The organism is Photorhabdus tasmaniensis (assembly GCF_011189505.1).
In the GTDB taxonomy this organism is placed as follows: Bacteria; Pseudomonadota; Gammaproteobacteria; order Enterobacterales; family Enterobacteriaceae; genus Photorhabdus; species Photorhabdus tasmaniensis.
Genome location: NZ_PUJU01000029.1, coordinates 1 through 24,021, shown reverse-complemented (window position 1 = coordinate 24,021; position 24,021 = coordinate 1). Strand labels below are relative to the sequence as shown.

At 41.5% G+C, this 24,021-nt stretch carries 22 protein-coding genes and 2 tRNA genes; 13 read left to right on the top strand and 11 right to left on the bottom strand.

The window, feature by feature from the left end; translation table 11 throughout:
* Positions 1-161 precede the first annotated feature (161 nt).
* The 3 genes from fabI (at position 162) to gstA (ending at position 3,110) form a co-directional block, all read left to right on the top strand.
* Positions 162-950 carry an enoyl-ACP reductase FabI gene (gene fabI, locus C5471_RS14035; RefSeq protein WP_133812856.1) on the top strand — a complete coding sequence of 263 codons (789 nt, stop codon included), beginning with the start codon at positions 162-164 and terminating at the stop codon, positions 948-950.
* A 411-nt stretch (positions 951-1,361) separates the two neighbouring features.
* Positions 1,362-2,120, top strand: a complete 759-nt coding sequence (locus C5471_RS14030; RefSeq protein WP_133812855.1) for a hypothetical protein — start codon at positions 1,362-1,364, stop codon at positions 2,118-2,120.
* 384 nt (positions 2,121-2,504) lie between these two features.
* Complete coding sequence (gstA, locus tag C5471_RS14025) at positions 2,505-3,110, top strand: glutathione transferase GstA (protein WP_133812854.1); 606 nt, start codon at positions 2,505-2,507, stop codon at positions 3,108-3,110.
* A 71-nt stretch (positions 3,111-3,181) separates the two neighbouring features.
* Here the strand turns inward: gstA and pdxY are convergent, their stop codons facing one another.
* The 4 genes from pdxY to anmK all read right to left on the bottom strand — a co-directional run bounded on the left by pdxY (position 3,182) and on the right by anmK (position 7,478).
* Positions 3,182-4,045: a pyridoxal kinase PdxY gene (pdxY, locus tag C5471_RS14020; RefSeq protein ID WP_133812853.1), complete on the bottom strand. Its 864-nt coding sequence runs from the start codon at positions 4,043-4,045 to the stop codon at positions 3,182-3,184.
* A 224-nt stretch (positions 4,046-4,269) separates the two neighbouring features.
* Positions 4,270-5,544, bottom strand: coding sequence for a tyrosine--tRNA ligase (gene tyrS, locus C5471_RS14015; protein WP_133812852.1), 1,275 nt, complete (start codon positions 5,542-5,544; stop codon positions 4,270-4,272).
* Between the two features lie 119 nt (positions 5,545-5,663).
* Entirely contained in the window at positions 5,664-6,317 is a 654-nt protein-coding gene (pdxH, locus tag C5471_RS14010) for a pyridoxamine 5'-phosphate oxidase (RefSeq protein WP_133812851.1), read from the bottom strand.
* A 48-nt stretch (positions 6,318-6,365) separates the two neighbouring features.
* On the bottom strand, positions 6,366-7,478 hold the full coding sequence (anmK, locus tag C5471_RS14005) for an anhydro-N-acetylmuramic acid kinase (RefSeq protein WP_133814197.1): 1,113 nt from the start codon (positions 7,476-7,478) through the stop codon (positions 6,366-6,368).
* Between the two features lie 344 nt (positions 7,479-7,822).
* On the opposite strand from anmK, the gene C5471_RS14000 reads away from it, so the two are divergent.
* Positions 7,823-8,293, top strand: coding sequence for an outer membrane lipoprotein (locus tag C5471_RS14000; RefSeq protein WP_023045584.1), 471 nt, complete (start codon positions 7,823-7,825; stop codon positions 8,291-8,293).
* Positions 8,294-8,380: 87 nt separating this feature from the next.
* Here C5471_RS14000 and slyA read toward each other — a convergent pair whose 3' ends face one another.
* Both slyA and C5471_RS13990 read right to left on the bottom strand, forming a co-directional pair.
* Complete coding sequence (gene slyA / locus C5471_RS13995) at positions 8,381-8,812, bottom strand: transcriptional regulator SlyA (RefSeq protein WP_036849508.1); 432 nt, start codon at positions 8,810-8,812, stop codon at positions 8,381-8,383.
* A 559-nt stretch (positions 8,813-9,371) separates the two neighbouring features.
* Positions 9,372-9,611 (bottom strand): DUF1289 domain-containing protein, encoded by a 240-nt coding sequence (locus C5471_RS13990; protein WP_133812850.1) that lies wholly within the window; start codon positions 9,609-9,611, stop codon positions 9,372-9,374.
* A gap of 172 nt (positions 9,612-9,783) precedes the next feature.
* Between C5471_RS13990 and gloA the strand changes: the two genes are divergently transcribed.
* Together gloA and rnt are read left to right on the top strand one after the other, a co-directional pair.
* Complete coding sequence (gene gloA, locus C5471_RS13985; RefSeq protein ID WP_133812849.1) at positions 9,784-10,197, top strand: lactoylglutathione lyase; 414 nt, start codon at positions 9,784-9,786, stop codon at positions 10,195-10,197.
* Positions 10,197-10,853 (top strand): ribonuclease T, encoded by a 657-nt coding sequence (gene rnt / locus C5471_RS13980; protein WP_133812848.1) that lies wholly within the window; start codon positions 10,197-10,199, stop codon positions 10,851-10,853. The genes gloA and rnt overlap by 1 nt, the downstream gene beginning before the upstream one ends.
* A 114-nt stretch (positions 10,854-10,967) precedes the next feature.
* Here the strand turns inward: rnt and C5471_RS13975 are convergent, their stop codons facing one another.
* Positions 10,968-11,315 (bottom strand): Grx4 family monothiol glutaredoxin, encoded by a 348-nt coding sequence (locus C5471_RS13975; RefSeq protein WP_133812847.1) that lies wholly within the window; start codon positions 11,313-11,315, stop codon positions 10,968-10,970.
* A 677-nt stretch (positions 11,316-11,992) separates the two neighbouring features.
* Here C5471_RS13975 and purR point away from each other — a divergent pair.
* Entirely contained in the window at positions 11,993-13,018 is a 1,026-nt protein-coding gene (gene purR / locus C5471_RS13970) for an HTH-type transcriptional repressor PurR (RefSeq protein WP_133812846.1), read from the top strand.
* A gap of 6 nt (positions 13,019-13,024) precedes the next feature.
* Here the strand turns inward: purR and punR are convergent, their stop codons facing one another.
* A complete protein-coding gene (gene punR / locus C5471_RS13965) occupies positions 13,025-13,933 on the bottom strand; it encodes a DNA-binding transcriptional activator PunR (protein ID WP_133812845.1) in 909 nt (302 codons plus the stop codon).
* Positions 13,934-14,079: 146 nt separating this feature from the next.
* Here punR and punC point away from each other — a divergent pair, with 146 nt between their 5' ends.
* Together punC and cfa are read left to right on the top strand one after the other, a co-directional pair.
* Positions 14,080-15,279 carry a purine nucleoside transporter PunC gene (gene punC / locus C5471_RS13960; RefSeq protein WP_133812844.1) on the top strand — a complete coding sequence of 400 codons (1,200 nt, stop codon included), beginning with the start codon at positions 14,080-14,082 and terminating at the stop codon, positions 15,277-15,279.
* Positions 15,280-15,549: 270 nt separating this feature from the next.
* Entirely contained in the window at positions 15,550-16,701 is a 1,152-nt protein-coding gene (cfa, locus tag C5471_RS13955; protein WP_133812843.1) for a cyclopropane fatty acyl phospholipid synthase, read from the top strand.
* Between the two features lie 52 nt (positions 16,702-16,753).
* On the opposite strand, the gene C5471_RS13950 is transcribed toward cfa, so the two are convergent.
* Together C5471_RS13950 and C5471_RS13945 are read right to left on the bottom strand one after the other, a co-directional pair.
* On the bottom strand, positions 16,754-17,731 hold the full coding sequence (locus C5471_RS13950; RefSeq protein ID WP_133812842.1) for a CgnE/CgnB domain-containing protein: 978 nt from the start codon (positions 17,729-17,731) through the stop codon (positions 16,754-16,756).
* A 427-nt stretch (positions 17,732-18,158) separates the two neighbouring features.
* On the bottom strand, positions 18,159-18,815 hold the full coding sequence (locus C5471_RS13945) for a riboflavin synthase subunit alpha (protein ID WP_133812841.1): 657 nt from the start codon (positions 18,813-18,815) through the stop codon (positions 18,159-18,161).
* A gap of 226 nt (positions 18,816-19,041) precedes the next feature.
* Here C5471_RS13945 and C5471_RS13940 point away from each other — a divergent pair, with 226 nt between their 5' ends.
* The 4 genes from C5471_RS13940 to pykF all read left to right on the top strand — a co-directional run bounded on the left by C5471_RS13940 (position 19,042) and on the right by pykF (position 22,597).
* Positions 19,042-20,415: an MATE family efflux transporter gene (locus C5471_RS13940; RefSeq protein WP_133812840.1), complete on the top strand. Its 1,374-nt coding sequence runs from the start codon at positions 19,042-19,044 to the stop codon at positions 20,413-20,415.
* Positions 20,416-20,585: 170 nt separating this feature from the next.
* Positions 20,586-20,662, top strand: a tRNA-Val gene (locus tag C5471_RS13935).
* Between the two features lie 32 nt (positions 20,663-20,694).
* Positions 20,695-20,771, top strand: a tRNA-Val gene (locus C5471_RS13930).
* Positions 20,772-21,187: 416 nt separating this feature from the next.
* Positions 21,188-22,597, top strand: a complete 1,410-nt coding sequence (gene pykF / locus C5471_RS13925) for a pyruvate kinase PykF (protein ID WP_133812839.1) — start codon at positions 21,188-21,190, stop codon at positions 22,595-22,597.
* 111 nt (positions 22,598-22,708) lie between these two features.
* Here pykF and C5471_RS13920 read toward each other — a convergent pair.
* Positions 22,709-24,021, bottom strand: a 1,313-nt coding sequence (locus C5471_RS13920) for a type VI secretion IcmF C-terminal domain-containing protein (RefSeq protein ID WP_278250160.1), incomplete at its 5' end; no start/stop codon positions are given.

Sequence of the window (24,021 nt, the reverse complement as noted above, 5' to 3'; positions counted from 1 at the left end):
ATAATCACTGCTCGGAGCAGAACGCAAAATACAGCACATTTCTCTCCAGCATGATAGAATCACTGGGTTTATTAACAATAAAATGCCATATTGATATTGTCTCTGTTAGCAATTTTAATCCATTAATATCATTATTGGCTTTATCACACAAGGATACTGTTATGGGCTTTATGACCGGCAAGCGCATTCTGATCACTGGCGTCGCCAGTAAACTCTCCATCGCTTATGGTGTTGCAAAAGCAATGCATGATCAGGGCGCCGAACTGGCTTTCACTTATCAGAATGACAAGTTGAAACCTCGTGTTGAAGAATTTGCGGCTTCCCTGAACTCAGCTATCGTTCTGCCTTGCGATGTTGCTGAAGATAAAAGTATTGAAACCCTGTTCACTGAATTGGGCAAAGTATGGTCAAAATTTGATGGCTTTGTTCACTCCATTGGTTTTGCACCCGCTGATCAATTAGATGGTGACTACGTGAATGCCGTGACCCGCGAAGGCTTTAAAATCGCACACGACATCAGTTCTTATAGCTTTGTCGCGATGGCAAAAACTTGCCGTGAAATGCTAAATCCAAATTCCGCTTTGCTGACCCTCACCTATTTGGGGGCAGAGCGTGCAATCCCTAATTATAACGTGATGGGTTTAGCAAAAGCGTCTCTGGAAGCTAACGTGCGTTATATGGCTAATACTATGGGTGCGGAAGGTATTCGTGTTAATGGTATCTCTGCCGGCCCTATCCGCACTTTAGCCGCTTCCGGCATCAAAGATTTCCGTAAAATGCTGGCTCACTGTGAGTCTATTAACCCAATTCGCCGTACTGTGACAACTGAAGATGTCGGTAACGCTGCGGCATTTTTGTGTTCGGATCTGTCCGGCGGTATTACCGGTGAAATCCTGCATGTTGACGGTGGTTTTAGCATTGCAGCAATGAATGAGCTGGAATTGAGATAATCCGATTAATCATCCTTGATGATTAACGTAAAAGGCCGGGAAAATGAGTTTTTTCAGGCCTTTTATTATTGATAAAAATAACACATCAATTTCTTAGTTAAATTATCACTAATAGATAAAGATTAATTTTAAATTAAAATATAAAAAAACATTTTTGAAAATCGATTAAAGCCTTTGTAATTAAGTAGTTAAATGATATCATCTTATAAGTATTTTAATAAAATAAAAAATATCATCTCATTTCCTTGCACTAATCAGTAATCTATCCTTTAATATAATCAACAAGTTAACTTTCATAAAATCGATTATCAATACAATATTTTATTATTATTTTAACCTTTTAGTTCAAATATTATATTTCATACTTTTATAGAGTTTAATAATGTTTATTATTTTAGTAAGGTGCATAAAATGAAAAATGACTTTTTAATTATATCTAATATGTTTAAATCCATTACGAATATAACACTACCAGAATGTCTGAAAAATTATGATCCATCACAAGAAATTAAATCTTTTTGGAATGAATTTAGTAGATCATTATATGGCTGGCCATCAGCATTGGAAAATTATGAATATGCATATAAATTCGATGAACAAGATATTGATTCCATTATTGAAAATATAAAAAAAGCAACAACTTATTTAGGATCACTTGGCTGTGGATATTTAGGTCATGGTTATATTGCCAGAATCAGTCATACATTGAAAGAAATTGAATCAGATTTTAGTAAGGTAAATGATTTTATTGCAAAAATAACACAACCATTTGAAATAGCTAAAGTTAATTTTGAGTGTAAGAAAAATTTCGCCGGGAAAACACATATAAAAATCCAAAAATTATTAAAAATCATTCCCGACGGAGAAAATAAAAACCAGATATATAAAATTTATTTATTGATAGAAGAAATTATTTTAAACATACCAGATGTTTCATTTAGCCTGGAAACTATAAACAACTCAGTCAATAGGCTTAATGGACAAATAAAAACAATTAACAACACTTACAATAAGTTAATTGAACATTTTAATAAAGAAAATAAAAAAAATATTTTTACAAGAAACTATAGGCAATGCATGGTTTATTTAAGTGACCTAACAAACAAATTAAATTTATTTTCTTATGATTACAAATCATTTAATAAGAATAATATATTAATTATTTTATAACTAATACAAAATGAATTTCTGAAATTATCAACAATCTCTATTATTTATTTCGTATAATATAATTAGATGTAAATATGCTATATAACACAAAATGCAGGTCAGTTCTGGATAAATAATTACATCCATAACTGACCCTAAATTTCGATATTAGCGATCAATCTATCAGAAAACATTATGAAAAACAGAATACCCACTATATAAGCAAAGAGATGAAAGAAAAACCGCATCACGATACAATCACACCACCTTATATCTGCTTAATTATCAATTTTACATAACATATTTCCATATTTCGTGGTAATATATATTGAGGCTATGATAAACGCCTTACTGAGTTCCTTTATCCCATTGTATTTACTACCGGAAATTTTTAAGGAGCGATACATGAAACTTTATTACCAGCCTGGAGCATGTTCCCTATCTCCTCACATCATCCTCCGTGAAGTAGGGCTTGATTTCAGCGTTATTAAAGTAGATCTAAAAACGAAAAAAACGGAGAACGGCGACGACTTTCTCGCCGTTAACCCAAAAGGCCAGGTGCCAACTCTCCTGTTAGATAACAATGAGATCCTTACCGAAGGATCTGTTATTGTTCAATATATTGCAGACCAGAAACCGGAGAGAAAATTAATTGCACCCGCCGGGACAATGGAGCGATATCACCAGCTTGAATGTCTTAGTTATATTTCCAGTGAAATTCATAAAGGATATTCACCACTGTTTTTACCAGGAACACCAGACAATTATCGTCCTGTTGCTATTAATTATCTACTTAAAAAATTCAATTATATAGATGAAGTATTGGCAAAACAGCCCTACATTACCGGAGATAACTTTACTGTTGCTGATGCCTATTTATTTACAGTCAGCAACTGGGCACCTTTGATTCAGTTAGATTTATCCGGCCTGATACATCTTAAAGCCTATCAGGAAAAAATTGCAGAACGTCCAAACGTTCGTGATGCATTGAAAGCTGAGGGGTTAATTTGATCTACAGATAAACAAACCGTTCCACACAATATCAGTGGAACGGTTAAATACATTATTAATCTAATTACGTATTAATCTAATTGTGTCGCACGGAATTCATGGTCAGGTATCACCATTCTGTCTTGAGCAGCGACAATCTGTAACTCATATTCGTCCATATCTTTGGTTGTTATCATCACTTCATAAACCGCAGCAGCGACATGTTCAAGAGCCGCTTGTAAAGACTCTCCTTTTAATAGATTAACTAATAGCAAACCGCTGGTTAAATCACCAACACCAACCGGCTGACGTTCGCCAAAATCCACCAAAAGCCGACTAACATGCCAACTATGCTCTTGAGTCACTAATAGCATTTCAAAACGATCCGCCCGATAACCAGCACGACTAAGGTGTTTAACCAGTACAATGTCCGGCCCTCTTTCGCACAGAGATCGGGCAGCCGTAACCGCCTGTTCGACATTGGTCACTTTCTGCATACTGAGCGTTTCAAGCTCCAGCAAATTTGGAGCAATGATATCACTCACAGGAAGCGCTTTTTCACACAAAAATTCAGCAACCCCCGGCGCAACAATGCAACCTTTTTCTGGATGACCCATCACGGGATCACAGAAATACCAAGCATCAGGATTCGCCGCCTTTACCCGTTTCACAATATCGATAATATGATTACCCTGCTCTGGTGAGCCGATATATCCACTCAGAACGGCACTACAAGATTTAAGCTGTTCAATTTCTTCAATGCCCTGAACGATTTCGGTGAGATGGTCAGCTGGCATAACACACCCTTTCCATTGAGCATATTGGGTGTGATTTGAAAACTGGACGGTGTTCAACGGCCAAACATTTACCCCCATCCGTCGTATAGGGAATTCCGCAGCGCTGTTACCAGCGTGCCCAAAGACAACATGAGATTGAATCGAAAGGATATTTTTCACAATCGTGGCCTATATTTTTATTCTGGCTTCTGTTTGTAAGATAACGTCATAGTAAGAAAATGGACAACATTACCGTTGCCCATTGATACCCTTCATCTTTCAAGTTGCTGCTTTGTTGGCTGCTTTCACTTACCCCAGTCACATAGTTATCTATGCGCCTGGGGAGGCGTTCACTTGCCGCCGCGCGGCAACTTGAAATCTATTGGGTATATACGCAATATTGGTTATTTCCAGCAAATCAAACAATCGTGTTTTTTACCACGACGCAACAATGTATAACGACCAAACAGGCGATTACTGTCAGTAAACACATACTCAGGCTCAGGCTGTTTTTCACCATTCACCGCAACAGCGTTGGAACTAATCATAGTTCGAGCTTGACCACGAGAAGGAACTAACCCGGCATTAACCAGAGCCTGTTGCAAATCTACGCCTTTTTCCAACTCGATTACCGGCATACCATCCTGTGCCAGTTGAGCGAAATCCTCTTCGGTCAAATCAGCGACCGCACCGGAGAACAAACTTTCGGTAATACGTTTAGCGGCTGCCAACCCTTCTGCACCATGCACCATGCCAGTGACTTGTTCCGCCAATACGTACTGGGCACGAGGCGCTTTGCCACTGTTTCTGTCTTCTTCTTCCAAAGCATCAATATCTTCAAGACTCATAAAGGTAAAGAATTTCAAGAAGCGATAGACATCGGCATCGGCAGTGTTAATCCAGAATTGATAGAATTTGTATGGGCTGGTTTTCTTCGGATCCAACCAAACGGCCCCACCTTCTGTCTTACCAAATTTAGTGCCATCAGATTTAGTAATCAGCGGAACAGTCATACCAAATACTTGTTTCTGGTTGATACGACGGGTTAAATCAATACCAGAAGTAATATTCCCCCACTGGTCAGAACCACCAATCTGCAACTCAACACCATGCACTTCATTCAGGCGGGCAAAGTCATACGATTGCAGCAAGTTATAAGAAAACTCAGTGAAAGAAATACCCACATCATCACGGTTCAAACGCTGTTTAACCGCCTCTTTATTAATCATCTGATTAACTGAGAAATGCTTGCCAATATCACGCAGGAAAGTCAAAACATCCATGTTGCCAAACCAATCGTAATTATTGGCTGTTTTAGCGCTGCTCTCACCACAATCAAAATCCAGAAAAGGTGAAACCTGCCGGCGGATTTTTTCTACCCACTCTTTAACGGTATCTTCGGTATTTAATTTACGTTCAGTGGCTTTGAAACTTGGATCGCCAATCAAACCCGTAGCCCCACCAACCAACGCCACAGGCTTATGCCCAGCCAGTTGGAATCGTTTTAAACACAGCAAGGGAACCAGATGCCCCAAATGCAAGCTGTCAGCGGTCGGATCGAAACCACAATAGAGGGAAACAGGGCCTTGCGCCAGTCTCTCTACTAACGCATTTTCATCCGTAACCTGGGCAATGAGGCCCCGCTCTTGCAGTTGTTTTATCAGGTTATTGCTAGACATTAATGACTCCATCAGTTTGTTTATTTCGTCTGTTGTATAAATCGCGATTCAAAAAGAGTGCGGCATAGCATAAAGCGCCAATACTATAAGTGCCAGTACTAAAAATAGTAATCCACAATTTATGGTGCAAGCCTATCAATATGCCAGTTATCGCCTTCCCGTTGATAAATAAACCGGTCATGGAGCCGATTTGCACCACCTTGCCAAAACTCAACAGAATCAAAGGTCACTTTAAATCCCCCCCAAAAGCTGGGTAAAGGAACCTCACCATTTAGGAATTTCTGTTTTAGCTCAAGGAATTTCCCTTCCAAAACACTACGCGTGGAAATACGAGAAGATTGTTGCGACACCCATGCAGCAATCTGACTATCTTTGGGGCGGCTATGGAAATATTTCACCACTTCAACAGGAGAGAGACGTTCAGCTTTACCCAGAAAAGAAACTTGCCTTTCCAATGGATGCCAAGGGAAATGAAGGCTGATTTTGTTATTCTGCGCCAAATGTTTTGCTTTTCGGCTGCCTAAATTTGTATAAAAAACCAAACTATTGGCATCAAAATGCTTCAATAACACAATACGTTGATATGGTTGACCATTCTCATCAACCGTTGCGATACACATTGCCGTTGGATCATACAATTTGGCTTCACATGCCTGCTTGAGCCAACGCTCAAAAAGTTCGATGGGTTCTTTGGTCAAATCTTTACGTCTTAACCCGCCACGAACATATTCGCGGCGTAACTCTGCAACATCAAATTCATTACGTTCTGACATTATGTAGCTCTGCTTATGACTTATTAAATACCAGACAGCTTACCATTGTTATTCATTAGTAACAGGATAAATTGCACCTAAAATAGTTTCAGTGCTGGCACCGGTAACAGAAGGTAAATTCCCTGAAACTCCTGACATCGTACGGAATGCTAACCAGGCAAATGCCAGTGCTTCCATATCATCACCACTAAGACCATATTTATCTGTCGGACATACCTCCGTCCCCGGCAATAATGCAGAAAGTCGGCTCATTATTTGCGGATTACGCGCACCACCACCACAAACCAGCAGACGTTCACACCCACCACTCAACATGATTTGCTGTGACACAGATACCGCTGTCAGCTCGGCCAGTGTGGCCTGAACATCAACAGGCAATATATCAGGAAAATTAACCAATTGAGCTTCCAACCAACTCATATTGAAATACTCCCGGCCAGTACTTTTAGGGGCGGGCCGTGAAAAATAGTGATCAGAAAGCATTTGTCTGAGCAAGCTGTTATTAACGACACCTTCTCGGGCCCATTGACCATCTTTATCATACGGTTTTTTCTGATGGCACCATACCCAGCTATCCATCAGCATGTTACCCGGGCCTGTGTCATACCCTTTAACTAACGATCCAGGTAACAACGTCGTTATGTTGGCAATACCACCGATATTGAGAATTATCCTGCGTTCTGTTGGATGACCTAACACAGCGAAATGAAAAGCCGGAACTAATGGCGCACCCTGCCCACCATATGCCATATCTCGCCGGCGAAAATCACCAACAGTGGTCATCCCGGTTAACGCCGCGATACGGTTATTATCGCCAAGCTGCATAGTGAAAGGCGTATGACTGTCCGGCTCATGCCAAACGGTCTGCCCATGACATCCCACTGCAATGATATCGCTTGTCGTTAACCCAGTTTTAGTGAGTAAACCTTGTACCGCCTCAGCGAATAAAGAACCTAGTTCATAATCTAACCGGCCTATCGCAGATAATGTCGTTTGTTGCCCCTGACAAACTGCAAGAATTTTTTGCTTGAGTTCATATGGAAATGGATGTGAATAACTGGCTTGTTGAGCAACAACTTTATCGCTGATTGCTGCAAGCACCACATCAACCCCATCCAGACTTGTACCCGACATAACACCAATATAACGACCTGACTTCATAACCATTAATTTGCCTTCCCGCTTAGAATCTGTCTTGATAAAATCAGAAATTACGCCAATAACTATAAAGCGCGGTGGTTTTAGCTGTATATGGTTAATAGGAAAACAAAGGAATAAAACCTAAGTTTTGGAAACAACTTCACAAAAATGTGGAATTTTTCATTAATAGCTATTTCTTTTAAAAATCTCTATTGACGTTTAATATATGTTTAGCACTAGATTGCTAATGTACCGATTATTCTATCCGAATAAATTTTTTATTACTTGTTGCCAATGCCGGTTGTAGCCTGGTTGCCCATAAGCTATCAGATTTCCGCAGTCAGGCATCAAAATCAGGAGTTACTATGTTTAAGCATTTTTTAGTTAGCGCGGTTGCAGTCGCATCATTATCAGGCTGTGTCAACACCGATTCCCTTTCTGGTGATACCTATACTGCCGGACAAGCTAAACAAGTCCAGACAGTCTCTTACGGTACGATTGTTTCCGTTCGTCCTGTCAATATTCAAGCAGGCAGCAATGAGAATGTATTAGGTGCTATCGGTGGCGCAGTTCTGGGTGGCCTGGTTGGTAATACTATTGGTGGTGGCAGTGGCAACACATTGGCGACGGCTGCGGGTGCAGTTGCTGGTGGTGTTGCAGGCCAAAACATTCAGGGGGCACTCAACACAACTAAAGGTGTAGAACTGGAAATTCGTCGTGACAGCGGTGAAAGCATCATTGTTGTTCAAAAACAAGGCAAAACAGTCTTCAGTAAAGGCCAACGTGTCCGAATCGCAGGCCAAGGCAATAATCTGACGGTTTCACCTCGACAATAAAATAATATAGATAAGAAAACCGTGACTTGATCTTTGTAAGTCGCGGTCTTCTTTCATCTGGTTAGCATTTCATGGATATCGTAATTACTATCTACTCTGTAATTGGATAATATTTTGCTCTAGTTTCTGCACTAAAGTGGAAAGAAAAGCAAGTTCCTCGCGTGAAATACCATCCAGAATCTCATTTCTTGTCGATGCAATAACACCATCTAACTCCCTAATAACCGATGCAGAGTCTTCAGTCAGCTTGATTCTTTTGGCACGACGATCATTGGCACAAGTATGCCGGGTGATAAGTCTTTTTTCCTCAAGCTGATCTAATGTTCTGACTAAAGATGGTTGTTCAATACCGATAGCTTTCGCCAACTGTATCTGAGATTGCTCCTGGGGTAACCGGCTAATATTGTATAACGTTACCCAATGAGTCTGAGTTAATTCCAACGGCTTTAAACGATAATCAATTAAAGCACGCCAAATACGGACTAACCGTGCCAGATCTGATCCCAATGTAGATTCCAATTGTCCCTCCTTAAATAACTAGCCTACTAAACATAACAGCCAAATTTTTCTAAACCAGGCTAATTAGCCTTAAAAAAATAGATATAACTTCTGTGTAATCACAGTAAACTCTTAGTAACTAACTAATTCAGGTAACTATAACCAAGAACAACTAAACTTAAATTAAATTTAGAACAAAACAATTAACATACAATATTTTTACCACAAAAACTATCAGAAATATGAATACAAACAAACAGAAACCAATAAATATCATTCAATACTTTATTCCAAGTACTATAAGGATAGCTGTCATCTAAATGCTAAGCTATCTATTTTTACATTAACGTTGTTTTTATTTTACATTTGTCACACAATCAAACTAAAAATTCCATTTAAAACATAAAGTTACAGAAATACTTAAAATAAAAACCGTTAGCCATCCTGTTAAGCAATAAATAAAAAAATAACAAACAAAACACCGTAAATTATAGTAGAACATTTATAACTCCGCCAAAAATATAACCCTATATAAGTAAATCATTGAATTATTAACTCTAATAGCCTCAAAATTTTCTAATTAAAATAGTGATGACTGCTCAGGTAGTTCTTCATCTGTCTGATTTTGTGCTCTCACTGAACGTAAATATCTTTGCCGGCACAATCTCAATACTTCACGCTTTTGCCCATCTGACATTTTCATCCAATTAAATCTTTCTTCCCGGCTGCGATAACATCCCAAACAAAAACCCCGCTCATTAGCCTGACAAATTCCTCGACAAGGACTAGGAATAGCAAAGAACTCCAGTTGCTCGACCATCACATCCCGTTCCCTATACAATTCATATACTATATTTAATTATAAACCCAGATGAGAATAAATTATAATTATGGATAAATTGAACTGTAACCGTAAGACACGTTATAGTTAGTGGTTTTTGTGCGACCTTCCGCACAAAAATACTGGTAAAACCATTAAATGAGAGGTAATTATGCGCTTACTCCATACCATGATCCGCGTTAGTGATCTGCAACGCTCCGTTGATTTTTATACTAAAGTATTAGGAATGCGCCTACTGCGCGTCAGTGAGAATACAGAATATAAGTACTCACTCGCCTTCGTTGGCTACACAGATGAAAGCAAAGGGGCGGCAATCGAGTTAACTTATAACTGGGGAGTTGACCATTATGCAATGGGAGATGCCTTTGGTCATATTGCATTGGGTGTCGATGATGTCGCATCCACTTGCGAATCTATTCGCAAAGCAGGTGGTAACATTACCCGTGAAGCCGGCCCGGTAAAAGGTGGAACAACCATTATTGCTTTCGTTGAAGATCCAGATGGTTACAAAATTGAGCTTATTGAAAACAAAAATGCCCGCAACGCCCTGGGTAACTCAATCTGATGTCTGACAAAAAAGAGCCAAACGTCCTTAGTGGGCGTTTTCGAGGTTATTACCCTGTCGTTATTGATGTTGAAACTGGCGGCTTTAATGCCAAAACAGACGCGTTACTTGAAATTGCCGCCATCACACTGGAGATGGATGATCAAGGTTGGCTGGCACCCAGCGAATCACTTCATTTCCATATTGAGCCATTTGAGGGCGCAAATCTTGAACCAGCGGCCCTGGCGTTTACCGGCATCGATCCATCAAACCCGCTACGTGGAGCAGTAAGCGAGTATGAAGCGCTGCACGCTATTTTTAAAATGGTTCGTAAAGGGATAAAAAATAGTCATTGCAGTCGGGCCATTATCGTTGCGCACAATGCTAACTTTGATCATAGCTTTGTTATGGCTGCCGCAGAACGCGCCAGACTGAAACGGAATCCATTTCATCCCTTTGCAACTTTTGATACGGCGGCTTTAGGTGGCCTGGTATTAGGGCAAACGATTTTAGCAAAAGCCTGCGCCACAGCCGGGATCCCATTCGATAATAATCAGGCTCACAGCGCCTTATATGATACTGAGCGTACCGCTGAATTATTCTGTAAAATGGTTAACCGCTGGAAACAACTTGGTGGCTGGCCTTTAGCAACAACAGAAGAAGAAAAAACCGGATAAATTTATAGCTAACTATAAGTTTAATACAATCAAATTGAAATTTAAGCAATAACAAAAACCCCCATATATCAACATATGGGGAGATAGCATAATAGCCTGTCGCTAATTTAAAAATTACTCTGTCGCGTTTTCGTCCTGAGCGCGATATTTATCAGCGGCTTCTTTAATTAATGTTTGTAACTCACCACGTTGATACATCTCAATGATAATATCGCATCCACCTACCAACTCACCCTCAACCCAAAGCTGAGGAAAAGTTGGCCAATTAGCATATTTTGGCAATTCTGCACGAATATCTGGATTTTGCAAAATATCTACATAAGCAAAACGTTCACCACATGCAGATAAAGCCTGAACAGCCTGTGCAGAAAAGCCACAATTTGGTAATTTAGGGGAGCCTTTCATATACAGCAGAATCGGGTTCTCTTTAATTTGGCGTTCAATCTTATCAATAGTCGTCATTTTTATTTCCTTTAAACCAACAGTATGTTGATAACCAACATCGTCACAATCTTAGCGGAGAATACCATTTTCTTTCACCAATATGCATCCTGATATTTTTTTATCCTGGAACGGATGGTTTCTTTTTGACTGTTATTTTTCGTAGAAGTTATTAAGATAATTAGCAAAAATAGCCACACGAAAGATGCATTAGAATCAGTTTACCTGATGACTATCCGAACTAACATTCAAAGGGCAGATAAGCCATTGAAGCTGTCTGCCCGCTGACCTTTCAATATAAAAACCCAATTTTTACATCACCTAATCAATTCAAAACATCAGGCAAAAATCAAGCAAACAGCGGCAAAAATGGCAATCATCACCAACGTACTCACCGCAGTAAATAAGCCAAGCTTCAAATCGGTATCCATCGCTCCCCCTCAGAATAGAAGTCTATAACCACAAATACCATTCAATTAACATGGTTAATTATCCTTACATTAAGGAAAAAACATAAAATAGTGACTACCCTGCATTTTATACCATTGATTATTGCTTTCACTTTTGAGCCAGATCAGACAAAATTCAGGATTTATCGCTAATTTATTGCCAGCAGACACCCTAATGTATAAAGATACTGGCAAACGATTAACAAAGAGTTTTAAATTTAGACCAAAAGGTCAGGAGTCTTTCATCTCATGGCAACGATCAAAGATGTGGCTAAGAACGCTGGCGTTTCAACCACTACTGTATCCCATGTTATTAATAAAACCCGTTTCGTCGCCGAAGATACCAAGGCTGCCGTTTGGGCTGCTATCAAAGAACTGAGTTATTCACCCAGTGCCGTTGCCCGCAGTCTGAAAGTTAACCATACAAAATCGATCGGATTACTGGCCACGTCCAGCGAAGCTCCCTATTTTGCTGAAGTTATTGAATCCGTTGAAAACAGCTGTTATAGCAAAGGCTATACGCTAATTTTGTGTAACTCACACAATAACATTGATAAACAGAAAGCCTATCTGGCCATGTTGGCACAAAAACGGGTGGATGGATTGCTGGTGATGTGTTCAGAATACCCGGAACAGTTATTAGGAATGTTGGAAGATTATCGCAATATTCCCATGGTCGTCATGGATTGGGGACAAGCCAGAGGTGATTTCATTGATACTATTATTGATAACGCATTCCACGGCGGTTATCTGGCTGGTCGCTATCTTATTGAGCGTGGTCATCGTGATATTGGTGCGATCCCTGGTCCCCTGGCACGCAACACCGGTGGTGGCCGTCATCAGGGGTTCTTGAAAGCATTAAAAGAAGCCAGCATTCCAATCAGAGAAGAGTGGATTGTTCAGGGGGATTTTGAACCAGAATCGGGCTACAAAGCCATGCATCAAATTCTAAATCAAAAACAGCGTCCGACCGCAGTCTTCTGTGGTGGTGATGTTATGGCAATGGGGGCTATTTGTGCTGCTGATGAATTAGGATTACGCGTCCCACAGGATATTTCTGTGATCGGTTACGATAATATACGCAATGCCCGTTATTTCTCTCCGGCATTGACAACTATCCATCAGCCAAAAGAACGTCTGGGACAAATGGCGTTTTCTATGTTGCTAGACAGAATAGTCAGTAAACGTGAAGATGCACAAACTATTGAAGTACATCCACGTTTGGTTGAACGGCGTTCTGTCACCGATGGCCCATTTATCGACTATCGCCGTTAATCCTCCCTATTCATCCTGAAGCCATTCAGCATTAAGAGTTTCACTATCGCCGAGATAGCCAAGAAGCCAACTTAATGCCGGAGAATGGCTATTTTGCACCCATGTCAAACAACATGGGCTATCAGGCAAAGGCTGCTCTAATGCCAATGCTTCCAGTTTCTTCTGCCGGATCAGCGGCATTGCCCTATGCTTAGGCACCATCCCCACACATAACCCCTCATTCAGACAAGCCAGACCAGATTCCCAATCAGGGACCACCAACCTGCGCTGATTATCCAAAGTCCAAGTGTCACGCTTCGGTAAATTGCGGGATGTATCTTCAAGACACAAGCTTGAATAAGGTCGCATTTGATCATCAGACAGTGGACCGGCCAGCTGAGTCAGAGCATGACCGGTGCTGACGACACACAGCCAAGACATAAATCCCATATCCCGAAAATTGAACCTTTCCCCTACCGGCGCGACACGGGTAGCACCAATTGCAACATCAACCCGACCATCCACCAGCGCGTCCCATACACCATTAAAGACTTCCTGATGAATAAACAGTTCTATGTCAGGAAAATGATGATAAAAATCAAGAATAAGTTGACGACTGCGTTCTGGTTTAACAACCCGGTCAATAGCAATGCTGAATTGTCCTCTCCAGCCATTTGCAACCTGCTGGCACTGATGACGAGTGTCATTCATTTTTTTGATAACAATGCGAGCCTCTTTGATAAAAATAGTGCCTGACTCCGTCAATTCCACATCCCGATGACGACGTTCAAACAACGGGACGGCAAGCCACTCCTCCAATTGTCTTACGGTATAACTGATTGCCGAGGGGACACGGTGAAGCTCCGATGCAGCGGCACTAAAACTTCCCGTTCTGACAACAGCATCCACAACTTCAAGTGAATATTCTGACCACATAATTTTACCTTTCAGTTTTTTTCACAGCATTATCCAAATATTACCGTTTCACAAGTAAAAATCACGACATATAGAATATACACAAATTTTCTTATCTACCTACACAGCAAGTTGTTTCAATCATGACATCCAAAGAGAATAATCAAATGAAAAACTCAAGTCAGTTCATGTTCTACCTTGCAGGCTTGAGTATGCTGGGTTATCTGGCTATTGATATGTATCTGCCAGCATTCGGTTCTATGCAACAAGAATTGGGCACATCGGCGGGAGCAATTAGTGCCAGTCTAAGTATCTTTCTTGCAGGTTTTGCCTTTGCTCAACTTTTGTGGGGACCTCTTTCAGATCGCTTTGGCAGAAAGCCTATTATCATCGCTGGGTTATCAATGTTTTCTGTTGGCTGTCTGGGTATGCTTTGGATAACAGATGCCACACAACTTTTAGTTTTGCGGTTTATCCAAGCCATAGGTGTTTGTTCAGCCGCAGTTTCATGGCAAGCATTAGTTATTGATCGTTATGACGCCAACCAGACCAAACGCGTTTTTGCCACGATCATGCCCCTGGTCGCACTTTCCCCTGCCCTGGCACCTTTGATGGGTGCCTGGCTGTTACAACATGGCGGTTGGCGTATCATTTTCCTGGTATTACTGGCAATTACATTATTACTGCTGCTGCCTACTCTGTTCCTGCAAGAAAACCGCAAAAAAAACAGTGAAACTGAAACGCAGAAAAGCCATATATCTTTCCTTACGATACTAAAATCGCCGATGTTTAGTGGCAACGTTCTGATATTTGCATCATGTAGCGCTGGTTTTTTCGCCTGGCTAACAGGTTCACCTTTTATTCTCGCTAATATGGGCTATAGCCCAAACGATATCGGTTTGAGTTATGTACCACAAACATTAGCCTTTATGGCCGGTGGTTATGGATGCCGCAGTATTTTGACCAAAATAAGAAGTCAAATTGTTTTCCCTTATCTGTTGGTTGGCTATGCTGTCAGCATGATTGTGCTGTATTTAATTGCAAAATTCAGCGAACCGACCATGTTGACGATCCTAGTCCCTTTCTGCTTTATGGCCGCGATGAATGGTGCTTCATATCCCATTGCAGTCGCTAATGCTTTATCCACTTACCCACAAGACAGTGGAAAAGCAGCTGCATTGCAAAACACGCTCCAATTAGGGCTCTGTTTTATTGCCAGCCTAGTTGTTTCAGCATTTATTGACAATCCGCTTATATCGACAACCACGGTCATGGCTTCTACTGTTATTCTGATGGCACTAGGATATTTTATACAGTGGAAAAAAAAAGCTGATCGCTGTATTCAAGCTGTTGAAAAACATTCCTGATATTAATCAAATCGTTACTTCAATAAAGACTGTTAATTATCAATTAATTACAGTCTTTATTTATTAATTGATGAAACAATTTTCCGCTTTTATACTCATACAAGTTCCTTATTCTAAATAATCTGAATTTGAGGTTTTTAGGAGCAATAATTTCCATATTAAACTTATGGATTAGTGATTTTTAGGATTTCTCGCTTTTGCATTTTGCACTCGACTTTATTAGCTAAAACGAGATCCTCAATATTCCATCGCCCTAACATTGGAGAGTATATGAGTTCATCGCACATTGAAAACCAAAAAACCGTCACTAATTCCTGGCAGCGAATTGCCAATGAAATGCTACAAGAAGCAGGGGTTCAAATTAATGGTCACAATCCCTATGATATTCAGGTAAAAAACCCTGATTTCTATAAACGAGTTTTGCAACAGGGTTCAATGGGATTAGGTGAAAGTTATATGGATGGCTGGTGGGATTGTGAGCGGTTAGATATTTTCTTTTATCGCGTTTTACATGCTGGATTAGAAAATAAAATTCCCAGTAGTTTCAAAGATACACTGGAAATCGCAATAACCCGCTTACGTAATTTACAAACACCAAAACGGTCATGGATTGTCGGTCATAAACATTATGATTTAGGCAATGATCTTTTTACCCGTATGCTTGACCCTCATATGCAATATTCCTGCGGATACTGGAAACAAGCTGAAACATTGGAACAGGCTCAACTTGATAAATTGAAGCTCATCTGCGAGAAATTAGAACTCTCTCCTGGTATGACCTTGTTGGATATTGGGTGTGGTTGGGGAGGGTTATCACTTTATGCTGCGAAAAACTATGGTGTTTCCGTAACCGGTGTAACCGTTTCAGCTGAACAACAGAAATATGCACAGCAACAATGTGAAAATCTGGACGTAAACATTATTCTGAAAGATTATCGGGATTTACATAAGCAATTTGATAGGATTGTTTCTGTTGGTATGTTTGAACACGTCGGCCCGAAGAATTATTCAACTTACTTCAACGTTGTTCAAAGAAACCTAAAATCTGATGGTTTATTCCTGCTGCACACCATTGGCTCCAACAAAAGTAAAGTCAGCGCTGACCCGTGGATCAGCAAATATATTTTTCCCAATGGCTGCGTACCTTCTATTGAGCAAATAGCACACACCAGCAAAAAACGTTTCGTTATGGAAGATTGGCATAATTTTGGTGCAGATTATGATCGCACACTGATGGCTTGGCATGAAAGATTTATTGCCTGTTGGCCGGAGATACAAAATAGCTATAGTCCAACATTTAAACGTATGTTTAGTTATTACCTGAATGCCTGTGCAGGTGCATTTCGTGCGCGCGATATTCAATTATGGCAGATCATGTTCAGCCCAAAAGGTATTGAAGGCGGGTTACGGGTAGCCCGATAATTAACCCAAAGCTACAGTGGGAACCCACTGTGGCTTATAGATGTATTTTTCACTAACGAAAATAGCCAACATAGCCATTATCAAAAAAGGTCGTTTGATCAAATGCTATTTTTCCACCAGAAAATATCAAATCTAAATGATGGCTTCCCTTTACACCGCCTCCCAAGCCAAGATGTAAACCGGGATGGCGTTCTTCAAAACCCGCATTTCTGCCGTAAAGCGCTTTCACTCCCGTGTTGGTGCCAATACCAAACTCTTCAACAACTCGATTTCCGTGATTATGGTTTAGATATAAATTAAAATCTCTATTAAATTCTGCATTATCACAATCAAACCCAATGATTTCACCCTCTTTTATATTTATCGTCATTATATCATTGACAACCCCATATTTTATGGCAAATGGCGCAGTACTCAAAAAAGTGCCACTAAAACTAACACTTCCGTTAAGATTCTTTATATGGCTCGCAATTTCCCCAGGAATAACATCAAGATTTCCATTACCATCAATGGACGTCCACTTATGGTCTTTCTCCAAATAACCTATAATTGAGTTTCCTTGATTATCTGTATATTGAATCTTCTGTGACTGACTTGATAGTTCAATCAGCTTTTTGTTCCTTTCTGTTATTGATGTTTGTGGTTCACTGAATGCCTCAATAAAATGAGGGCCATAATCTTTAAACAGTACTGATTTCTTCCACGATTCAGTAATAAACTTTCTTATTTTGATTAAATATTCTGGCCCTTGTGGAGATGCATTCTTTAATGTTGATGATGCATAAAGAAAGATAAATAAGTCACAATCGGATATTTTTTGTTTTATATCGTCTACTGATGTTTCTTCTAAAGAAGCGAAATCAGATTTTACATTAAAATTCTTTTTATACCCATGCATCTTTTGTGCAATTTCGCGATGCTCAGTATCAGATCCAATCAATATCTTTATACATTCACCCTTTTTTACTTTATCCGAAATTGCAGGGTGATATGATAAACAGCGATACATATTTTCAAAACTTTTATCCATGAGGGCAATCCTATTTATTTTTAAGTAAGGGGAAGCCCCCTTACTTCAATTATAGAGAACCGCTAAAGGCTTTATTATAGGAACCATTAAGGCCAAAGTGCTGTACCGAAAGGTACAATAGCTTGTGCATTCATCATTTCAATAGCATCATCATGTGTAGGTTCTTCAAGCCATTCATCTAATTCAATCGCGTTTTCCATTAAAATCGTCTCTAAGAATATATTTGTAAGGTTACCCTGCACTTTACGATAAAGTGCATTAACACAATAATAACAACACAAACTATATTAAGTAACATAATACACAGAATACTGAGATGCAAATCACAAAAGGATCACGAATAGGCTCAACGAGCCTTGTTGGAATACAGGCTAATTTTGTTCGGAAGCGACAAGCCAAGTCTTCCTGTCGCTTGTTAATTTATTGATTATTCGCCAATAACAGTGGCTGGTTGCTGAGAGATAACGCGTTCCCGTTCTTTCTGAGCAAGAACGCGTTCCACTGTATCGACAAGCGCCTGAGTCTGTGAGTCAATCTCAATGTTCACTTTATGACCAAGACGTTTTTTACCTAATGTTGTACGCTCCAGTGTTTCAGGGATAAGGTGGACACAAAAACGATTATTCACGACATCACCAATCGTCAGGCTAATCCCATCGATGCCGATAAATCCTTTATGCAGGATATATTTCATCAATTGCTTATCGTGGATCCTGAACCAGATTTGATGATTATTTTCTGAAGTGAAAATTTTAGCGATCTCGGCAACAGTGATGATATGACCGGACATCAAATGCCCACCAATTTCATCACCAAATTTAGCGGCCCGCTCCAGGTTCACATCATCCCCTACCTGTAAATCGCCAAGATTGGTCAAGCGCAGCGTCTCTTTCATTAAATCGAAACTGACCTCATCGCCTTCTATTTTGGTTACCGTCAGACAACAACCGTTATTAGCAACCGATGCGCCTGTTTCAATACCTCGCAATAATTCAGCCGGGAATTTAACGACATGAGTCCGAAAATTATTTTTCTCATCAATAGCAACTAATGGCGCTTTTCCCTGAACGATACCCGTGAACATAAAAGAACCTCTTGATGGCCATATAAAATTACTAGTGAGTTTATATCAAGTTGTCACGTATAAATACCACCTGAGCATTTGAATATAAATTCAGCATTATTGTTGGCTAATATAGAATTAAACAGATACAATACCCCAGTTAGTAAACGGTTGATTTTTCAAAAATCGTTTCTTATATGCAGGAGTTTTTCTTAATATTCTTTTACTTTTAAAAAAGGTGTAATACGTGCAGAAGTATTTAAAAGAAGCGCGTAGTCTGCTCGCTTTAGGGATCCCCGTCATTATTGCCCAATTCTCTCAAACTGCAATGGGGGTTGTGGATACCGTTATGGCGGGTAGCGTCAGTGCAACAGAAATGTCCGCAGTGGCTGTTGGTACCTCTATCTGGCTGCCAGTGATTTTATTTGGTTACGGCTTACTATTAGCATTGACACCCATTATTGCGCAAATGAACGGCTCTGGTCGCAGAAACCTGATTGCCAATCAAACTCAGCAAGGATTTTGGTTAGCGACTTTCCTCTCAATCATCATTATTGTTATTTTATACCACAGCAAATTTCTTATTGACAGGCAACACAATATAGACCCGCTTTTGGCAGAAAAAGCGGTTGGATTTATCCACGCAATAATGTGGGGTGCACCGGGCTATCTGTTTTATCAGGTACTCCGTAATCAATGTGAAGGTTTATCGAAAACCAAACCGGGAATGATCATTGGTTTTTTAGGATTATTAATTAACATTCCGATTAACTACGTACTCATTTACGGTAAATTCGGTGCTCCCGCTCTGGGTGGTATTGGTTGTGGTGTCGCTACCGCCAGTGTTTACTGGGCCATGTTCCTGTCACTGCGCTGGTATGTGAAACATTCATCATCACAAAAGGATATCCGCCCTAAACATCGTTTGGTGGCACCAGAATGGCATACCTTGAAACGTATTTCAGCCCTCGGCTTGCCTATTGCTATGGCGATATTTTTTGAAATTACGCTATTTGCAATAGTGGCATTATTGATCACCCCTTTGGGCATTACCGCAGTTGCTGGGCACCAGATAGCTCTGAATTTCAGTTCATTGATGTTTATGTTTCCAATATCCTTAGCCGCAGCAACCACTATCCGCATTGGCTACAACCTGGGGCAAGAATCTATCGAAAATGCCCGGATATCAGCATATACCGGTATTGCCGTCGGTTTGATGTTTTCCTGCTTAACTGCGGTCTTTACTATCATTCTGCGCGAACCGATTGCCTTGATGTATAACGATAACCCTGAAGTTATCATCATGGCATCAAATCTGATGCTGTTTGCCGCTTTTTACCAACTGTCTGATGCCATACAGGTTGTGGGCTCCGGTGTCTTACGTGGCTATAAAGATACGCGCTCTATCTTCTATATCACGTTCATCGCCTACTGGATTCTCGGGCTGCCAAGTGGTTACATTCTGGGATTAACCGATCATGTTGTACCCGCTATGGGGCCACAAGGATTTTGGATTGGCTTTATTATTGGACTGACCGCATCAGCAGTGATGATATCCTCCCGTATTTTATGGACACAAAAACAATCAGACGAGGTCGTTCTGCTGCGCTCAACCCACTGATTTACCTTCCCTAAAACCGGGGACGAATATTTAACTGGTGAAATAAACGACAAATTCACTGTAGCCGATGCAAATACGAACAGTTGAACAACAATTTGTATTATTCCCCTTGCCAGAAGGCTCACTCGCCGCTAATATTCGTCCCCGTTGTCACCAATGCAATTTAGATTGCGTCCGTAGCTCAGTTGGTTAGAGCACCACCTTGACATGGTGGGGGTCGGTGGTTCGAGTCCACTCGGACGCACCAAATTGCTTGATTGATAGCACTCTCTTTTTAGTGCGTCCGTAGCTCAGTTGGTTAGAGCACCACCTTGACATGGTGGGGGTCGGTGGTTCGAGTCCACTCGGACGCACCAAATCTCTGAAATCATTCCTCCGTCCTGAAATAATCAGTTGATTTTCCATAAAAAAATTGAGCAGTAAGTTATCATCCCTGCTGTTATTTGCATTATTTCTTCGTCCTAACGTTATAATTAATTCATATAATCATTTTTTGATTCATTTCACAGAAATAAATCTCTATAATACGACCCAATTCATAGTTGAATGGTTTCAGCTCATTAATTTGCTGGATGCTGAAAAATGACAGATTGGTAGTATGCATAAACTTATATAATTACATATGCCTGATTTCACACAAAAAACACTGCATGTCTTCCCCGTCACCTGTCCTTAATGATGTTGCGCAACATTCAGCACCCTATGGTATCTGCGCAAACCATAAAGTTGGTGGTTCACTATTTTATCCATTAAAACCTGTAGATAAGTTGTCATGAAAAAAACCAAAATTGTTTGTACTATCGGACCAAAAACAGAATCCGAAGAAAAACTGACCGAACTGTTGGATGCAGGCATGAATGTTATGCGCCTCAACTTTTCGCACGGAGACTATGAAGAGCACGGCCAGCGTATTCAAAATATCCGTTCAGTTATGACTAAGACAGGTAAACAGGCAGCTATTCTGCTGGATACGAAAGGCCCTGAAATTCGAACCATGAAGCTGGAAGGTGGCAATGATGTTTCCCTGACGGCTGGTCAGACTTTCACTTTTACCACCGACACAACCGTTATCGGTAATAAAGACCGCGTTGCTGTAACTTACAGTGGTTTCCCTGCGGATCTGGCTCCAGGTAACACCGTTCTGGTTGATGACGGCTTGATCGGTATGAGAGTTAAAGAAGTCACTCAGTCAGAAGTCATTTGTCAGGTTTTGAACAACGGTGATTTAGGTGAAAATAAAGGTGTTAACCTGCCAGGTATATCTATCAGCCTGCCAGCACTGGCAGAAAAAGATAAACAAGATTTGGTCTTTGGTTGCCAACAAGGTGTTGATTTCATCGCCGCTTCTTTCATCCGTAAACGCTCTGACGTTCTGGAAATCCGCAAACATTTGCAAGCGCACGGTGGTGAAAATATTCAAATTATCTCTAAGATTGAAAATCAGGAAGGTCTGAACAACTTTGATGAGATCCTGGAAGCTTCTGACGGGATCATGGTTGCCCGCGGTGACCTCGGTGTTGAAATCCCGGTAGAAGAAGTTATCTTCGCCCAGAAGATGATGATCCAAAAATGTAACATGGCTCGCAAAGTTGTTATCACTGCAACCCAAATGCTCGATTCCATGATCAAAAACCCACGCCCTACCCGCGCTGAAGCCGGTGACGTAGCTAACGCCATTTTGGATGGTACTGATGCAGTTATGCTTTCCGGTGAAAGTGCAAAAGGCAAATATCCGGTAGAAGCCGTGACTATCATGGCAACGATTTGTGAGCGCACAGATCGTGTCATGCCAAGCCGCATTGAAGCAGTCAATTGCCGTAGACTGCGCGTAACTGAAGCGGTATGCCGTGGTGCCGTTGAGACAGCCGAAAAGCTGGAAGCCCCCCTAATTGTAGTCGCAACCTATGGCGGTAAGTCTGCTAAATCTATCCGTAAGTACTTCCCTGGTGCACCTATTCTGGCATTAACCACCAATGAATTGACCGCACGCCAATTGCTATTAGTTAAAGGTGTTGCTACTCAAATCGTTAAAGAAATCGCATCTACCGACGATTTCTATCGCATCGGTAAAGAAGCAGCACTGGCCAGTGGGCTGGCGAAGAAAGGCGAAATCGTGGTTATGGTATCTGGTGCTCTGGTGCCAAGCGGCACAACTAACACATCGTCTGTTCACGTCCTTTAATTTGATATGTCGCTTTATTTCTGAAACACCGCAAAAACGGCGGTGTTTCAGGACATTAGATAGTTGATTTTCCCTGCTAATCTGATGTAACACCAAACCACCAAGGCAACATTACTCATCCTCCCAATCACCATCATCAGTCGCTGGCATAGGCGTGTCATCATCCGGCGTTACCATAAAAATCTCTTTCGGCAGCGTAAATCCCCGCAGTTTCAGCAACGCCAGCGGCCCACGGCCCATTTCCGTGCGTAATATCCAGGTTATCGGCAAACCGTCCGGCATAGTAAATGTCAGCCGGTAACGGCTTTCATCCAGCTTTTCTGCTTTCGCCTGTTCCAGCCAGCGGATCAACCCCCAGCTTCCCGAATAATCACCAAACAGCCTCGCGCCCGCATTGACACTGGTCCAGGTCAACATCACGCCCGGTTTATAGGTCTCTCCCGGCCAGCGAAAACGCTGCCAGCTTTCCATCTGGTTGAAGTAACGCAGTTTCTGACCGTCTATCGTCAGGTTGGTTTCCACCACATCCCGCGCCGCTCGCGCACGCAGTTCAAACCGCAGCCCCTGACTGCCGTCCGCAAACAGCACATCCGATAACTGACTGAGCTGATCCACCGCTTTCAGGAAACGCGGGTTAAAACGCAATCCCTGACCGTTCACCCGGTCCGGTACCCAGCGGTTGCCCGCTTTGTGCAGCACCCCGCCTAACTGACGCGTCAAAAACTGCTCAATGCGCCCGGTGTCCGGACGGATAAACTGCCCCAACATCGGCAACGAAATGTCACTCTCCCCACCAGCAAACGGGTAACGACCAGCAAAGTCAGTATTCCAGTTGGCGACAATTGCCGTCTGCCACTGTGCGTTCAGGCTGGCCGCCGCAGGTTTCAGTATCCCCTGCCACGCCTGGTTTAATGGCCGCACGAACATCGTCTGACCAAAACCGCGCCATTGGTCACCCAAGCTGGCCGCCATCAGATTGCCATAGCCCTGCGTCTCCGTCAGGTCAGCGCTTTTGCCCTGAAACACCGTCTGCGCCAGCCTCTCCGCCATCTCCGGGGGGTCGTCACTGGTGTTCATTTGTTGCAGTTTCAGACGCACCTGCGTGACTCGGGTCAGGAAGGTTTGCAAGTTGAGGGTGTTATCCGCCGTCATCACACTGTGCGGATTATTTTTCCCCATCAACGCCAGTAACGGGCCGAAGGTGCTGTCCATCGGCCCGTTCAGTTCATGGGCTTGCGGGTTAATCACCGGCACCGCCGTTTTATTCAGCAACGCCTTAGCGGATTTCACCAATGATGCCGGGCCTTGCTGGCCGGTCTGCCCCTGATACGCCACGGTGTTCATTAACGCTATCAGCGGGGACTGACGCCCATCCGCCATCAGGGTTAACTGGTCTGTCACCTCGGTCAGATTACGCGCTTTGT

Bases quoted from the DNA above. Each gene is read 5' to 3' on its own strand.
- C5471_RS13950 (WP_133812842.1), bottom strand. From the start codon at position 17,731: ATGGATAAAAGTTTTGAAAATATGTATCGCTGTTTATCATATCACCCT.
- punR (WP_133812845.1), bottom strand. From the start codon at position 13,933: ATGTGGTCAGAATATTCACTTGAAGTTGTGGATGCTGTTGTCAGAACG.
- C5471_RS14030 (WP_133812855.1), top strand. From the start codon at position 1,362: ATGAAAAATGACTTTTTAATTATATCTAATATGTTTAAATCCATTACG.
- C5471_RS13945 (WP_133812841.1), bottom strand. From the start codon at position 18,815: ATGTTCACGGGTATCGTTCAGGGAAAAGCGCCATTAGTTGCTATTGAT.
- gstA (WP_133812854.1), top strand. From the start codon at position 2,505: ATGAAACTTTATTACCAGCCTGGAGCATGTTCCCTATCTCCTCACATC.
- rnt (WP_133812848.1), top strand. From the start codon at position 10,197: ATGTCTGACAAAAAAGAGCCAAACGTCCTTAGTGGGCGTTTTCGAGGT.
- fabI (WP_133812856.1), top strand. From the start codon at position 162: ATGGGCTTTATGACCGGCAAGCGCATTCTGATCACTGGCGTCGCCAGT.
- pdxH (WP_133812851.1), bottom strand. From the start codon at position 6,317: ATGTCAGAACGTAATGAATTTGATGTTGCAGAGTTACGCCGCGAATAT.
- C5471_RS13975 (WP_133812847.1), bottom strand. From the start codon at position 11,315: ATGACGACTATTGATAAGATTGAACGCCAAATTAAAGAGAACCCGATT.
- C5471_RS14000 (WP_023045584.1), top strand. From the start codon at position 7,823: ATGTTTAAGCATTTTTTAGTTAGCGCGGTTGCAGTCGCATCATTATCA.
- tyrS (WP_133812852.1), bottom strand. From the start codon at position 5,544: ATGTCTAGCAATAACCTGATAAAACAACTGCAAGAGCGGGGCCTCATT.
- cfa (WP_133812843.1), top strand. From the start codon at position 15,550: ATGAGTTCATCGCACATTGAAAACCAAAAAACCGTCACTAATTCCTGG.
- pykF (WP_133812839.1), top strand. From the start codon at position 21,188: ATGAAAAAAACCAAAATTGTTTGTACTATCGGACCAAAAACAGAATCC.
- C5471_RS13990 (WP_133812850.1), bottom strand. From the start codon at position 9,611: ATGGTCGAGCAACTGGAGTTCTTTGCTATTCCTAGTCCTTGTCGAGGA.
- punC (WP_133812844.1), top strand. From the start codon at position 14,080: ATGAAAAACTCAAGTCAGTTCATGTTCTACCTTGCAGGCTTGAGTATG.
- anmK (WP_133814197.1), bottom strand. From the start codon at position 7,478: ATGAAGTCAGGTCGTTATATTGGTGTTATGTCGGGTACAAGTCTGGAT.
- purR (WP_133812846.1), top strand. From the start codon at position 11,993: ATGGCAACGATCAAAGATGTGGCTAAGAACGCTGGCGTTTCAACCACT.
- gloA (WP_133812849.1), top strand. From the start codon at position 9,784: ATGCGCTTACTCCATACCATGATCCGCGTTAGTGATCTGCAACGCTCC.